We start from the raw sequence: 13,159 nt of genomic DNA on the forward strand, positions 1-13,159 counted from the left end.
CCGGGCCCGCCCGATCCCGGCTCGCCAAGTCCGGCTCTCTGGAGGAGTTCTCCTTGCTCACACGCAGAAACATGCTCAGGGCCACCACCGCGGCGGGCGTGCTGGCCGCCGTACCGGCGGGCGTCGTCGTCGGCAGCCGGTCGGGCACCGCACGGGCGGCCGAGTCGCCGTTCACCACCCCGCTGAAGGTGCCCACCCCGATTCGCCCGGTGCGGCTGGCCGACCACGACTTCTACCGGCTCACGACGCGGGAGGCCGACGTCACCGTGCTGCCGGGCACCACGACGCGGATCCGCTCCTTCAACGGGACGATGAGCCCGCTGATCGTGGCCCGGCGGGGCAGGCCGGTGGTCATCGAGCAGATCAACAGGCTGAACGTGCCGTTCTCCATGCATCTGCACGGCGGCCACACCCCGGGGAGCTCGGACGGCCACCCCAAGTACCAGGTGAACCCCGGCGACCAGCGGATCTTCCGCTATCCCAACGCCCAGGACGCCGCCACCCTGTGGATACACGACCACACGCACCACGAGCACGCCGAGAACGTCTACCGCGGGCTGGCGGCCACCTACCTCGTCACCGACGAGTTCGAGGAGAGCCTGCCGCTGCCCAAGGGGCAGTACGACGTGCCGCTCCAGCTGCGTGACGCCGAGTTCGAGGAGAACGGCGCGCTGGTGTGGGACATGCATGACTTCGAGGGCCGCCACACTGTCCTCGTCAACGGCCGGCCGCGCCCCTACTTCGAGGTGGCGGCCCGTAAGTACCGGCTGCGGCTGATCAACACCTCCAACGAGCGGCTGTTCCTGCTCCAGCTCGGCGAGGGCGAGGGCGAGGAGTTCACGCACATCGCGACGGACGGCGGGCTGCTTCCGGCGCCCGTCACCACCCGGCTGCTCCAGCTGTGGCCGGGCGAACGGCACGAGATCGTCGTCGACTTCGCCCGCTACGGCGTCGGCCGGAAACTGGTGCTCAACAACACCTACCCGTACGAGGGCGAGGCCCCCGGGGTCATGCGCTTCGACGTGGTCCGCGAGGCCGCCGACCCGAGCAGCGTGCCGTCGAAGCTACGGCCCGTCCCGGACTTCGGGACCTCACAGGTCGAGCGCGAGTTCACGATGTCCTTCAATCCGAAGACGGGCGAGCACCTCATCAACAACAAGCCGTTCGACGTCGACCGCGTCGACATCCGGCCGAAGCTGGGCGTCACCGAGACCTGGAAGATCACGAATGCCGACACCCAGTACGGCATTCCGCACTCCATGCATCCCCACCTCAACGCCTTCAAGATCCTGGACCGCAACGGCAAGCCACCCGCGGCCGGTGAGGCCGGGCTCAAGGACACGATCTCCGTCCTGGCCGGGGAGTCGGCGCGTATCCAGCTCCGCTTCACCGACTACGAGGGCCTGTACATGTACCACTGCCATCTGCTGGGGCACCTCCAGATGGGCATGATGGGCCAGATGGACATCACGCGGTGACCGCGTGGCACTCCCCATCGGCCCGCTCGGGCAGTGCGGCCGCGGCGGCGTGCAGCAGGGTGAGGGCCTGGGGGAGGAACGGGTTGGGGTCGGTGGTGCGCCGGGTGGCGTAGACGCGGCGGGTGTGCGTGGGGTCGGTGAGCCGGACGAGCCGGGTGCCGGAGGTGTCGGGTGAGGTCGGCGGGTCCGGGACGGCCAGCTCGGGTGCGATCGCCACGCCCAGACCCTGCCGGACCAGCTCGTAGGGCAGGTTGTAGTCGTTCGTACGGAAGAGCACTTCGGGCAGGAAGCCGCCGGCCGCGCAGATGTGGCGCAGACAGCGAGCGGCGTCCGTGTCCTCGTGGTAGCTGATCCAGCGCTCGTCCCGCAGTTCGGCCAGGCGCAGCTGCGGCCGTCCGGCCAGCGGGTGCGCGGCGGGCAGCAGCAGATAGAGCGGCTCCTCCAGGACCAGCGTGTGCTCCAGCCCCTCGGGCCAGCTGTGCGGCACCACTCCATACTCGAAGATCACCGCGAGGTCCAGCCGCCCCTCCAGTACGGCGGGCACCGTGACCTGCGGGTCTCCTTCCTCGTAGCGGACCTCCACCTCGGGCCGGTCACGCAGGAACCCGGTCAGCACCGTCGGCACCAGCCGGAACCCCGCGGACCAGAAGCTGCCCAGCCGCAGCCGTCCCCGCTCGGCGGCGGCGTAGGCGCGCAGCTCGTTCTCCGTCGCGGCCAGGTCGGCCAGCAGCCGTCCCGCACGCCGGGCCAGTTGGAGCCCGGCCGGGGTCGGGCGCACGCTGCGCGGTGAGCGCTCGAAGAGCGGGACGCCCAGGGCGCGCTCGACGGTGGAGATCTGCTGCGAGACGGCGGAGGGCGTGTACCCGAGGCGCTGGGCCGCCGTACGGAAGGATCCCGCGGCGACGACCTCGCATATCGCTTGCAGCTGCGGTGGGGTCAGCATCAGCTGAACTTAACACCCCGTACGGCAACGTTCATTCTCTCTGACCTTGCCCAGGCCTCCGCCATCCCGCAGATTATTGAGCCTCGCCTCGCGATGTCATGCCCCATCTGGCCTGTTTGTCCGGCTGGGGGCACGGGGGTCATCCCCCGGGAAATCGCAGCGGGCGTCCACCGCCTGCACCGGTCCCCTGACCAGCAGCTGAAGAAGGGAGGCACCGTGCCGGGAAGGCATCCGCGGGCCCGCGCCACCGCACTTCCCCTCGCGCTCGCGGCGCTGCTCATCTCGACCGTGACGGCCTGTGGCGGCACCGATACCGTCAACCGGTCCAAGGTGCCCGAGCAGCGCACCGACCCCGCTCTCCGCGCGCTGCTCCCCGAGGACATCCGCGCCAAGGGGAGTCTGACCTCGGCCGTCGGCAACGACTATCCGCCGCTGTCCCTGCTGGACATCGACAACAAGACCGTCATCGGCGCCGAACCCGATCTCATCCGCGCCGTCGGCCAGATCCTCGGCGTACGCGTACACCTGGTGCAGGCGAACTTCGACAGCATCATCGGCGGCGTCCGCTCCCACCGCTACGACGTGGCGATCCAGGCCATGCTCGACAAGAAGGAACGCCAGTCGCAGGTCACGTTCGTCGACTACATGAAGACGAGCAGCTCCATCCTCGCCTCGAAGCAGTCCGCCGGGAACATCCGCTCCCTCACCAGCCTGTGCGGCAACCAGGTCGCCGTCGAGCAGGGCACCTCGCAGGTCGACGACGTGGCGGCGCAGGCGAAGAAGTGCGCGGCAGCCGGCAAGCCGAAGCTGGAGAAGCTGGTCTTCCCCGACTCCGTCGGCTGCTTCCAGGCCCTGTCCACGGGCCGCGCCGACGCCTTCGTCGGCGGTACCCCCACCGTCGTCTACCAGGCGGAGATGTCCCACGGGAGGTTCCGCACGGCAGGCAAGCCGTACCGCTTCCTGCCCTACGGAATCCTGATCAACAAGGAGGAACGCACCTTGGTCCGGGCCATCCGCGGTGCCATGCAGAAACTCATCGACAACGGCACCTACGCGAAGATCCTCAAAGCATGGGACATCGAGTCGGGGGCTCTCGAGCGCGCCACGGTGAACGGGGGCTCGGCATGACCCAGATCCTCGCCCCCGCGGACCGCGGCGGCACGGCCGAGTCGCTGACCGCCGTCCCGCTGCGCCGTCCAGGACTGCGCGTCGCCGCGGTCGTCGTCACCTTCCTGCTGGTCTTCCTGCTGGAGGGCTGGATCACCAATCCCCGGATGCAGTGGGGAACCGTCGGTGAGTTCCTCTTCTCGCCGGTGATCATGGAGGGGCTACGGACCACGCTGCTGCTGACGGCGCTCGCCATGGCGCTCGGCATCGCCGGCGGTGTCGTCCTCGCCATCCTGCGGATGTCCTCGAACCCGATCCTGTCCCAGCTGAGCTGGTGCTACATCTGGATCTTCCGCGGCACCCCGCTGCTGGTCCAGCTGCTGTTCTGGTACTTCCTGTCCGCGGTCGTCCCCACCGTCGGCCTCGGCATCCCCTGGGGGCCGACGTTCGTCCAGGCCGACACCAACACCCTCATCACCCAGCTGACCGCCGCCGTCCTCGGACTCGGGCTGCACGAGGCGGCGTACATGGCGGAGATCGTGCGGGCGGGCATCACCTCCGTCGACGACGGCCAGAACGAGGCGGCCCAGGCGCTGGGCATGTCCCGCGGGCAGACCCTGCGCCGCATCGTGCTGCCGCAGGCGCTGCGCATCATCATCCCGCCCACCGGCAACCAGGCGATCTCCATGCTGAAGACCACCTCGCTGGTCTTCGCCATCGCCGTACCCGAACTGCTGACCTCGATCCAGGGCATCTACTCGCGGAACTTCCAGCAGGTTCCGCTGCTGGTCGTCGCCTGCTTCTGGTATCTGGTGGCGACCTCGGTGCTCAACGTCGGCCAGTTCTATCTGGAGCGGCGCTTCGGCCGCGGCGCCAGCCGTGATCTGCCGCCCACCCCGCTCCAGCGGCTGCGCGCCGCAGCCCGGAACCACCGTGAGGAGAAGGCACGTTGACCCCCGCAGCGACATCGACAGCGGCCCCGGCCGTGATCAGAGCCGAGAGTGTGCACAAGAGCTTCGGCCGGACCGAAGTACTCAAGGGCATCGACCTGACCGTCGCCCCCGGCGAGGTGATGTGCCTGGTGGGCCCCTCAGGGTCCGGCAAGTCCACCTTCCTGCGCTGCGTCAACCATCTGGAGGCCATCGACCGGGGACGGCTGTACGTACGCGACGAGCTCGTCGGCTACGAGGAGCGGGACGGCCGGCTGTACGAGCTGAGCGAGAAGGCCGTCTCCCGGCGCCGCCAGGGCATCGGCATGGTCTTCCAGCGCTTCAACCTCTTTCCGCACATGACCGCCCTGGAGAACATCATGGAGGCTCCCGTCCAGGTCAGGCAGGAGCCGAAGGAACAGGCCAGGGCACGCGGCACCGCGCTGCTCGACCGCATCGGGCTGGCCGACAAGGCACACAGCTACCCCGCCCAGCTCTCCGGCGGCCAGCAGCAGCGGGTGGCCATCGCCCGCGCCCTGGCGATGGAGCCAGAGCTGATGCTCTTCGACGAGCCCACCTCGGCGCTCGACCCCGAACTGGTCGGCGAGGTGCTGGAGGTGATGCGGACGCTCGCCGAGGACGGTATGACCATGGTCGTCGTCACCCATGAGATGGGCTTCGCGCGGGAGGTCGGCGACTCGCTGGTGTTCATGGACGACGGGGTCGTCGTCGAGACCGGCCCGCCGGCGGACGTGCTGGGCGCCCCGCGCCACGAGCGCACCCGCGCCTTCCTCAGCAAGGTCCTCTGACCGCCCCGCCCGACCCTTCCCGCTGCACCCGCCACCCCCCCAAGGGAGTTCCGTCATGTCCCGAGCCGTCGTCATCGGTGCCGGAGTGATCGGCGCCGCCACCGCGCACCGGCTCGCCGAAGCAGGCGTCAGCGTCACCGTCCTCGACGCGGGCGGCCCTACGCCGGGCACCTCCAGCGCCACGTTCTCCATCGACGTCACCCACCTCAAGACCCCGCACTCCTACTTCCAGCTCAACCGGCGCAGCGCGGCCCTGCACCGGGAGCTGGAGGAGGAGATCCGCGCCGTGGGAGGGGATGCCGGCTGGCGCCACCGGGCACCGCTCGTGCAGTGGGGCCACACCGAGGAGGAACAGCGCACCCTCCGGGCCCGTGCCGAGCGCCTGGCCGGCTGGGGGCATCCCTGCCGCACCGCCGACCCCGGCGAACTGCGCACTCTCGCCCCCGGTGTCGACCCTGCCGCCTGCCACGCGCCCGAACTCGTCGTGCACGACGACGCGGCCTGGTACGACGCGCCCCTCCTCGCCCGCACGCTGCTCGACCGCGCCGCGACGCTGGGCGCCGACATCCGCTACGACAGTCCCGTCACCGCTCTGCTGCTGGACGGCGGGCGGGTACGCGGCGCCGAGGCACGCGGCCGGCGCTTCGAGGCCGACCACGTCGTCAACTGCGCAGGGCCCGACGCCGGGCGCGTTGCCGAACTGGCCGGTGTACGGCTGCCGTTGCGGCAGATCCCCGGGCTGGTGGGCGAGTCGACCCCGCTCGCCGAACCGCTGCGGGCCATCCTCGCGACGCCCGGCGTGGATCTGCGCCCGGCGCCGGGGAACCGGGTCTGCGCCATCTCCTGGCCGGTCGACGCGCTGCTCGAGCCCACCGCGGCGACCGCCGTCCCTCCCGAGGCGGATCTGCTCGGACGGTGCGCCGCGTTGCTGCCCGCCTTCCGTGCCTTGGGAGGGACCCGCATCGGGGTGCGGCCCGTCCCTGAGGACGGCCTCCCTCTGGTCGGCCCGCATCCGGAGGCGCCCGGCCTTTACACCATTACGACGCACAGTGGGGTGACCCTGGCGCCGCTGCTCGCCGCCTTTGCGGCACAGGAGTTGACTACCTCCGCCCCCATCCCGGAGCTGGCCCCCTACCGGCCCGACCGCGACACTTCCCGCCCGATCCGCGACGAAAGCCTCGCCGTGATGAGCGGCCACCGAGCGGAGGCTTCGCCGTTGTCCCGGTGAGGGGCTGCCCCTTGCTGTCGGTTGCGGACTGCGGGTCGTTTGTGGCTTGTCGCGCAGTTCACCGCGCCCCTTCGGGGCGCGTCCCCCTTGCTGTGCTTGGGCAGTCTGCGCCAGGGGCGCAGGGTGGGCAAGCGCAGCACCCCCACGCGGGTCACAGCGCTGTCACCGCAACGGCGTTCAGCGCCAAGGCGGCGAGGGACAGCGCGGTGCGCAGCAGGTGCCAGCGGCGCCACAAGGGGCGGGGGTCCTCCCAGTCGTCGGGCAGCGCGGTGGGGTCCGCGACAGCCTTGACCCGTCTGTTGATGGGCACGTTGCACAGGTGGGAGACGGCGGAAACGCCCAACAGCAGGACCGCCGCGACGGCGAACAGCGCACGGGCCGAGGCGCCGTCGGCCACGAAGGCGAGGGCGACGGCCAGCCCCGTGGACGTCAGGACGACGACCGGCATGGTGGGGTCCCAGTTCCGCCCCAGCAGCTTGTGCGCATGCACATACGTGCCGGTCTCCATGGCGAACAGCGCCGGCAGCACGCTGAGCGCCACGGCGAAGAGGACCCCCGCCGTGACGCCGCTGCCGAGGAGAACGGCCACCCCGAGGACAGCGTCCACCCGCATCGGTTCAGCTCCCGGCTGGGTGTGTGTCCACGGTCAGCTGGGCGATGGACCGCATGGTGGCATCCCGGAAGTAGGCCGCGAAGGCCGCCGGGGAGGAGGTGTCGCGCTCCTCGGCGAGATACGGCTGGAGCTTCTCCTCCAGGATGTGCACGCCCTTCTGCTGGGCCATGTGCTTGCCGACCGCGGCGAAGTCGCCCTCGTAGTGGATGACGCGCACCATCACGTCGTCCTTGATGAAGACGCCGGTGCCCAGCAGCCGTCCGGCCGCCTGGCCGTCGTCCCCGGTCAGATCGGGGGTGTCGACGCGCTTGAAGTTGGCGAAGATCTCCGCGATCTCGTCCTCGTGGCCGGGCTTGACCCGGTAGGTGATTGCCGCGTAGGGCATCAGATTCCTCCATCGACTGTGAGCGTGGCGCCGGTGATGTAGCGGGAGGTGTCACCCGCGAGGTAGAGGACCGCGCCCGCCACGTCCGCCGCGGTGCCCAGCCGGCCCAGTGCGGTCATTCCGGCGAGGCGCTCGACCAGCTGCGGCGGCAGCCCTGCACCCGGCTCGTCCTCGGTCGCGGTGACGCCGGGCGCGACGGTGTTGACGCGGATGCCGCGGCTGCCGACCTCCTTGCACAGCGCCCGGCCGAAACCGACGAGCGCCGCCTTGGAGGCGGAGTAGTGGGTGCCCAGCGCCCGTCCCCGCAGGGCGACCGAGGCGCCGACGTTGACGATCGAGGCGCCGTCCGCGAGCAGTTCGTGGACGGCGCGGGTGACCAGATAGGCGGAGGTCACGTTGGAGTCCATCAGCCGGTGCCACTCGGTCTCGTCCAGGTCGGCGAACTTGCTGTGCCCGTCGACACCGACGTTGTTGACCAGCACATCCAGGCCGCCCAGCCGCGTGCGGCACTCCTCGGCGAGCCGGGCGGCGTCCCGCGACTCGGTGACATCGGCGCGCACCAGGTGGTGTTCGGCACCGGTGGCGGCCAGCGCCTCGGTGAGGGTGCGCGCGTCGTCACCAGCCGTACGGTGGGCGACGACGAGCCGGGCACCCGCCTCGGCGAAGGCCAGGACCGTGGTACGGCCGATGCCCCGGGTGCCGCCCGTGACCAGCACACGCTTGCCCGCGAGTCCCGGCGCTGGGAGCACACCGCCTTCCGTACCGGCTGCGGTTCCGCCGCTCATGCCGCATCGGGCAGGTTGGCGTTGATCATCTTGAGCAGCAGCCGGGGCGTCTCCGCCTCCACCACGGCATCGTCGGACAGTTCGACGCCGTACTCGCGCTTGATGACGCCGGTCACCTGGAGCAACGCTAGTGAGTCGTAGCCGAGTTCGAGGAACGGCACGTCCAGTGCCGACTCGTCGGCGATGTCGACGTCCTCGGCCTCGCCCGCGCACTCCAGCAGCTTCTCGGCCAGCTCGCGCTGGGTGAACTCGCTCACTGGATCCTCCCTCCGTCTTCCGTCCATACGTAGAACGGGTTGGCCATCGCGTCCTTGGGCTCCTGCCAGTTCGGGTCGTAGGGCGACACGCACTGCGCGAGGCGGGTGTTGATGTCGTCGTAGAGGGGGTGGCTGCGGGCGCGGTAGAGGTTGGGAGTGATGTCGTCGTCCGCCTCCACGAGGTGGAAGTACAGGTCGTGGAAGGTGAAGAGCGTCCGCCGCGCCACCCCCACCATGTGGGGGAGTTCGGTCGCGTCCGACTCCTCGAAGATCCGCGCGATGGAGTCGGCCTTACCCGGCTCCATCCGCGCCACTATGAGCGTCCGGTGTGCCACCGTCGCCTCCTTCGGAAAGGTCTGGAGCAGCCCGTCCCATCCATCCGACGGGCCTACCCGCGCAGATTGCCAGGGGGCTCTACAGCGCCACTCAACCCGCGCCCCGAAGGGGCGCGGGGAACTGCGCGCTCGGCCAGGTCGTGCCCGCAGCCTGCGAACGCAGCAAGGGGCAGCCCCTCTCCAGCACGGCTACCGCAGCGGGCCGGTAATCACAGCCCGGCGCTGCGCGACCTCGCGCGACAGCAACAGCGGACGCCCAATCAGCCGCCCCTCCCGCCGCACACCACTGGCCCGCACGCCATACCCGCCGAACGGCTGATTCCCGTCCTCCGCATCAAAAGGCGTGGCATCACGCAGAACGACAGCCGTACCAAGGGTCTGCCCTGTCAGCCGCGGCTCACCGAGCACCCCCGCGTACATCCCGCGCTCCAACTCCAACGGATGCCGCGCCCAGGCCCGCAGCAGTTCGGGGTCCTCATAGGGGACGACACAGAACAGCGGCCCGGCCAACGGCGGCGGATGGAAGCCGGGATCCTCGTCGAAGACGAGAAGTGAGGGCTCAACCTGCATCCGCTCCAGATCGGTTCCACCACCCGCCACCACCCGATCCCCGTGCGCGGCCAGAAAGCGCGCAGCCCCCTGCACGGCCTCCCCGTAAGTGAGCGCGGTGAGCACGGCGTCGGGCCAGCTACGGGCACCGACCGTCAGCACGGACAGCTCGGCACGCAACTGCTCGACCAGCGCGTTCAGCCGCAGCCTGTGGACGAACAGCACATCGGGGCAGAGCCGGTCCTGGCCCGAGTTGTGCAGCCGGGCACGCAGCACGGCACGGCACGCGGCGGCCGGTTCGGCACGCGGCCCGACGATCAGCGGGTTGGGCGCGGGCCCTGAGAGGAGGAAGAGCGGTCCGTCGCCGATCCGGGTCATCAGCCGGCTGCCGTCCTCGGCGGAGCCGGTGAAGACGACGGCGTCGGACTCGGCGCACACGGGCGTGAAGTCGCTCTCGGCGGCGTCGGTGAACCGGATCCGCTCGGCCAATTGCGGCTCCAGCCTGCGGCTGATGATCCGGTGCACCTCGTAGGCGGTCTCCCGGATCCGGGGCGCGGGCCGTACCACCACCTCGTCGCAGTAGAGCGCGGGCACCAGGCAGTCGCGGACATAGGAGTAGAGCGCGGTCTGCTGCGGGAGGACGACGGAGATCCGGGACAGCTGCGGCACTCCCGTGCGGGCCAGCTCCCAGGGCGCTCCGGCCACCGCGCGCAGCGAGCGCAGCAGTTCGTCGCGGGCGCTCGCATAGGTGGCGAGCCGGGTGAGCGCTGTCAGCAGTTCGGTACGGCCGTGCAGCAGCGCGGCGCCGGCGCCCGTGGCCCTTTCGTGCGCGGCCTCGAGGTCGGGCCACGTGCGGGTGACGGATTCCAGCACGGGCATGGAGGGCTGGGTCATCGACGACTCCTCGGGCGCGGGCGGGGCCGGTCCGACCGGTTTCAACCGGCACTCGACCCAGCCGGGTTACCTTTCCCTGCGGCTCGCCGCCGCATTTCCGAGGAATCACCGATGTCGTTCGATGTCATGCAATCTCATACCAGAGACGGTGATTTCAGCGTAGAGGGACACAGGCGGGGTGTCGAGAGGGCCGACCCGGGCAGCGGGCCGGTCCCGGATCAGGAGGGGGACCCGTCCATGACTCTCACCGCACACACCGGCCCCGACACGGATACCGGCCTCGCCGGGCCCCGGCAGCGGACGGCGTCCTCCGGGCAACCGCTGACCGACCACTGGGACACCGTCCGTACCCTCGTCCGTGCCCTGCACGAGCGAACGGCTGCCGCGGAACCGGGTGGCGCGGCGGAGGATCCCGCCGCCTTCACCCCGGACGGCGAACTCCCGGCGCTCGACGGCCAGTTGCGCGCCTACCTGGCCCCCGCGAGCGCGCGCGTCGTACGGCTGCCGGACTACCGCGGCACCCGGCTGCATCTGCTCGACCTGTGCCGGGGCCCGGGAGCGCAGGCGGTGCAGCCCGGCGGGGCGCTGGTGACGGTCGCGCGCGCTGTGCAGCACGTACGGCGCACCGGCCAGGGCGTCACGCTGCTGGCACCCTCGTCCGGCAACAGGGCGACCGCGCTGCGCGCTGCCGTGCTGCGCGCCCAGATGTGCGGGCTGGCGGGCCCCGACCAGGTGCGGGTGGTCAGCCTGGTGCCCGCCTGCTCGCGGCACAAGGTGGCGGACTCGGCGCTGGCCCGGCACCCGCAGCTGCGGCGCCGCAATCCGCTGGTGGTCTACCACGGTTCGGAGCCGGGCGCCGTGCACGAACTGGCCGCCGCGTACTGCCGGGAGCGCGCGAGTGCGCTGCGCACCGGGACGGGCACCGCGCTGTGGTACGTGCACGATCCCGTCGAACAGCAGGCGATGGACGCGCTGCGCGCCTTCGTGGAACGGGACGCGCTGGGCGCCGCTCCGGCCGCCGGCCGGGTGCACGCGCAGGCGGTCGCCACCGGATCGGGACTGCTGGGCCACCGCCTGGGCAGCACACTGGTGCAGCCGGACGGTGCGACAGAGCCGTCTTCTTCGCGCTATCTGCTGGTGCAGCAGTTGCACACTCCGGAACTGGTGCTCCATCTGCTGACCGGATCGTTCTCCCGCGACGGCGTGCCGCCGTACAGGTACGACAGGGCGCGCCGCCTCCACCAGCAGCCGCCCGAGAGCCGGGACCCGCACTTCCCGCGTACCGCCCACAGCCTGGAAGAGATTCTGGAGCCCACCTTCTTCACCCGCGCCCCGGCGACGGCGCCCGCGACGACCGCGCTGGTGCGCACGCACGGGGGCGACGGAATCGTCGTCTCGCGCTACGAGTGCCTGGCCCGCTATCCGTCCGTACGCGCCATGCTGCGCCCGGCGGGCATCGAACTCCCCGCCGACCCGGCGCGGCTGGCCGAGTGGTCGCTGGTGATGACGCTGACCGGGGTCATGAACGCCGTGCAGCGGGGCCTGCTGACCGAGCCCGAGGTGGTGGTGCACGGCACCGGCTCGTACAGCGCGGACGACGACCGCGCCCCGGTGCCGGACGAGCTCGTGCGGTACGCGGACTCCGTCGACGAGCTGCACTCCGTCGTCACCCGGGCACTGCACCCGTACGGATGGCGGCCGTGACGGCGACGCCGGGCCTGCCCGGCGTCCCCCTGCCGCCCGCCGGTCCGCTGGTGCTGCCGCGGCACTCCTACGACGAACTGTTCGACACCGCGGCGCAGTTGCTCGCGCTGGTGCGCAGAGCGGTGCTGGCGCCGGCACCCTCCTGGCCGGAACGGCTGGTCGCCCTGGGCGCGGACCCAGCGGACCAACTGCCGCACTCAGGGCTGGAGACCACGGAGACGGACTGCTGCACCCTGCTGGCCGGTGCCGATTTCGTGGTCGGCGAGGCGGGACCATGGCTGGTGGGCCTGGACACCGGCGCGGCCCTCGGCGTTCCCCACGAGTGCGAAGCACTCCCGGAGCAGGGTGGGGAGCCGCTGTTCGGGTACGACCCGCGGGCCGCCCGTGCCGAGGCGCTCGCTGACCTGTGCGCCCGCAGGGGGCTGCCGCCCGCCGTGGCCCTGATCGGGCCCGGCTTCCACCCGGACGAGGCACAGGACCTGCGGGACCGCGGCTTCACCGCCGACCTGGTGGACCCCGGCCGGCTGCCCGGCGCACTGGGCCGCCCCGGCCGGCTGCGCTATGCGCTGGGCATGCTGGGCACACGGCAGTCAGGCGGTACGGACCCGGCGCCCGTACGGCACGCACAGCGCGCCGGACTGTTGCTGCTGCCGCCGTTCAGCAGTGGTCTCTTGGCCGACAAACGGGCGCTGGCCCTGGTCTCCGAGGGCCTTCCCTGGATGACCCGCGGCGAGCGCGCACTGGTGGAACGCCGACTGCCATGGACACGGATCACCCTCGCGGGCCGCACCGGATGGCACGGCACCGAGCAGCAACTGCCCGACCTGCTGCTGGCCCACCGCGAACGGTTCATATTGAAGCGAGCTGTGTCCGGTACGGGGCCCGTCCTGGTGGGCCACGAAACGGACGACCGCACCTGGACCACCGCGATACGGCGGGCCTTCGAGCAGGCCGACAGCGTGGTCCAGGAACACGTGCGTCCCGCGGCTTCGCCGCTGGTGCTACGCACTCTGCTATTCGGCAACCGCCCGGGCGGCTGCCACCTCCGCCATCCGCCCCGCACCGTGCTGGCCCACTAAGGCTTGCCCCCGCATGGGAGCCGCGGACCGCGCCCCGTCAGGGGCGCGGGGAACTGCGCGAGCG

14 protein-coding genes are annotated in these 13,159 nt (G+C 71.2%); 7 read left to right on the forward strand and 7 right to left on the reverse strand.

Annotation, left to right across the window (positions count from 1 at the left end; all coding sequences use genetic code 11):
- Positions 1 to 53 precede the first annotated feature (53 nt).
- On the forward strand, positions 54 to 1,478 hold the full coding sequence (locus ACQEU8_RS26615; RefSeq protein ID WP_433105374.1) for a multicopper oxidase family protein: 1,425 nt from the start codon (positions 54 to 56) through the stop codon (positions 1,476 to 1,478).
- On the opposite strand, the gene ACQEU8_RS26620 is transcribed toward ACQEU8_RS26615, so the two are convergent.
- On the reverse strand, positions 1,468 to 2,421 hold the full coding sequence (locus ACQEU8_RS26620) for a LysR family transcriptional regulator (protein ID WP_433105376.1): 954 nt from the start codon (positions 2,419 to 2,421) through the stop codon (positions 1,468 to 1,470). The two genes, ACQEU8_RS26615 and ACQEU8_RS26620, sit on opposite strands and share 11 nt — an antisense overlap.
- Positions 2,422 to 2,637: 216 nt before the next feature.
- Here ACQEU8_RS26620 and ACQEU8_RS26625 point away from each other — a divergent pair, with 216 nt between their 5' ends.
- The 4 genes from ACQEU8_RS26625 to ACQEU8_RS26640 are packed head-to-tail and all read left to right on the forward strand — an operon-like array spanning position 2,638 to position 6,494.
- Entirely contained in the window at positions 2,638 to 3,549 is a 912-nt protein-coding gene (locus ACQEU8_RS26625; protein WP_433105378.1) for an ABC transporter substrate-binding protein, read from the forward strand.
- The gene (locus tag ACQEU8_RS26630; protein ID WP_433105379.1) at positions 3,546 to 4,481 is read left to right on the forward strand and encodes an amino acid ABC transporter permease; all 936 of its coding nucleotides are present in this window, start codon (positions 3,546 to 3,548) and stop codon (positions 4,479 to 4,481) included. Before ACQEU8_RS26625 ends, ACQEU8_RS26630 begins: the two co-directional genes overlap by 4 nt.
- Before the next feature lie 32 nt (positions 4,482 to 4,513).
- Complete coding sequence (locus ACQEU8_RS26635; RefSeq protein WP_433108728.1) at positions 4,514 to 5,266, forward strand: amino acid ABC transporter ATP-binding protein; 753 nt, start codon at positions 4,514 to 4,516, stop codon at positions 5,264 to 5,266.
- A 55-nt stretch (positions 5,267 to 5,321) separates the two neighbouring features.
- Positions 5,322 to 6,494, forward strand: a complete 1,173-nt coding sequence (locus ACQEU8_RS26640) for an NAD(P)/FAD-dependent oxidoreductase (RefSeq protein ID WP_433105380.1) — start codon at positions 5,322 to 5,324, stop codon at positions 6,492 to 6,494.
- A gap of 151 nt (positions 6,495 to 6,645) precedes the next feature.
- On the opposite strand, the gene ACQEU8_RS26645 is transcribed toward ACQEU8_RS26640, so the two are convergent.
- The 6 genes from ACQEU8_RS26645 to ACQEU8_RS26670 form a co-directional block, all read right to left on the reverse strand.
- Positions 6,646 to 7,107 (reverse strand): anthrone oxygenase family protein, encoded by a 462-nt coding sequence (locus ACQEU8_RS26645; RefSeq protein ID WP_433105382.1) that lies wholly within the window; start codon positions 7,105 to 7,107, stop codon positions 6,646 to 6,648.
- Positions 7,108 to 7,111: 4 nt separating this feature from the next.
- A complete protein-coding gene (locus ACQEU8_RS26650) occupies positions 7,112 to 7,492 on the reverse strand; it encodes a SchA/CurD-like domain-containing protein (RefSeq protein WP_433105384.1) in 381 nt (126 codons plus the stop codon).
- The gene (locus ACQEU8_RS26655; RefSeq protein ID WP_433105386.1) at positions 7,492 to 8,277 is read right to left on the reverse strand and encodes an SDR family NAD(P)-dependent oxidoreductase; all 786 of its coding nucleotides are present in this window, start codon (positions 8,275 to 8,277) and stop codon (positions 7,492 to 7,494) included. The genes ACQEU8_RS26650 and ACQEU8_RS26655 overlap by 1 nt, the downstream gene beginning before the upstream one ends.
- Positions 8,274 to 8,534 (reverse strand): acyl carrier protein, encoded by a 261-nt coding sequence (locus ACQEU8_RS26660; protein ID WP_433105388.1) that lies wholly within the window; start codon positions 8,532 to 8,534, stop codon positions 8,274 to 8,276. The genes ACQEU8_RS26655 and ACQEU8_RS26660 overlap by 4 nt, the downstream gene beginning before the upstream one ends.
- Positions 8,531 to 8,869, reverse strand: a complete 339-nt coding sequence (locus ACQEU8_RS26665; RefSeq protein WP_433105390.1) for a TcmI family type II polyketide cyclase — start codon at positions 8,867 to 8,869, stop codon at positions 8,531 to 8,533. Before ACQEU8_RS26665 ends, ACQEU8_RS26660 begins: the two co-directional genes overlap by 4 nt.
- Before the next feature lie 189 nt (positions 8,870 to 9,058).
- Positions 9,059 to 10,312 (reverse strand): aldehyde dehydrogenase family protein, encoded by a 1,254-nt coding sequence (locus tag ACQEU8_RS26670; RefSeq protein WP_433105392.1) that lies wholly within the window; start codon positions 10,310 to 10,312, stop codon positions 9,059 to 9,061.
- Positions 10,313 to 10,549: 237 nt separating this feature from the next.
- On the opposite strand from ACQEU8_RS26670, the gene ACQEU8_RS26675 reads away from it, so the two are divergent.
- Entirely contained in the window at positions 10,550 to 12,016 is a 1,467-nt protein-coding gene (locus ACQEU8_RS26675; protein WP_433105394.1) for a DUF6002 family protein, read from the forward strand.
- Positions 12,013 to 13,095 (forward strand): hypothetical protein, encoded by a 1,083-nt coding sequence (locus ACQEU8_RS26680; RefSeq protein ID WP_433105396.1) that lies wholly within the window; start codon positions 12,013 to 12,015, stop codon positions 13,093 to 13,095. Before ACQEU8_RS26675 ends, ACQEU8_RS26680 begins: the two co-directional genes overlap by 4 nt.
- The last annotated feature ends 64 nt before the right edge of the window (positions 13,096 to 13,159 follow it).

The organism is Streptomyces sp. CA-250714 (genome assembly GCF_050936705.1).
Lineage (GTDB): Bacteria > Actinomycetota > Actinomycetes > Streptomycetales > Streptomycetaceae > Streptomyces.

What these genes read in the sequence shown, in the direction of transcription:
- ACQEU8_RS26675 (WP_433105394.1), top strand. Translation starts at nt 10,550, where the DNA reads ATGACTCTCACCGCACACACCGGCCCCGACACGGATACCGGCCTCGCC.
- ACQEU8_RS26650 (WP_433105384.1), bottom strand. Translation starts at nt 7,492, where the DNA reads ATGCCCTACGCGGCAATCACCTACCGGGTCAAGCCCGGCCACGAGGAC.
- ACQEU8_RS26620 (WP_433105376.1), bottom strand. Translation starts at nt 2,421, where the DNA reads ATGCTGACCCCACCGCAGCTGCAAGCGATATGCGAGGTCGTCGCCGCG.
- ACQEU8_RS26630 (WP_433105379.1), top strand. Translation starts at nt 3,546, where the DNA reads ATGACCCAGATCCTCGCCCCCGCGGACCGCGGCGGCACGGCCGAGTCG.
- ACQEU8_RS26640 (WP_433105380.1), top strand. Translation starts at nt 5,322, where the DNA reads ATGTCCCGAGCCGTCGTCATCGGTGCCGGAGTGATCGGCGCCGCCACC.
- ACQEU8_RS26655 (WP_433105386.1), bottom strand. Translation starts at nt 8,277, where the DNA reads ATGAGCGGCGGAACCGCAGCCGGTACGGAAGGCGGTGTGCTCCCAGCG.
- ACQEU8_RS26645 (WP_433105382.1), bottom strand. Translation starts at nt 7,107, where the DNA reads ATGCGGGTGGACGCTGTCCTCGGGGTGGCCGTTCTCCTCGGCAGCGGC.
- ACQEU8_RS26670 (WP_433105392.1), bottom strand. Translation starts at nt 10,312, where the DNA reads ATGACCCAGCCCTCCATGCCCGTGCTGGAATCCGTCACCCGCACGTGG.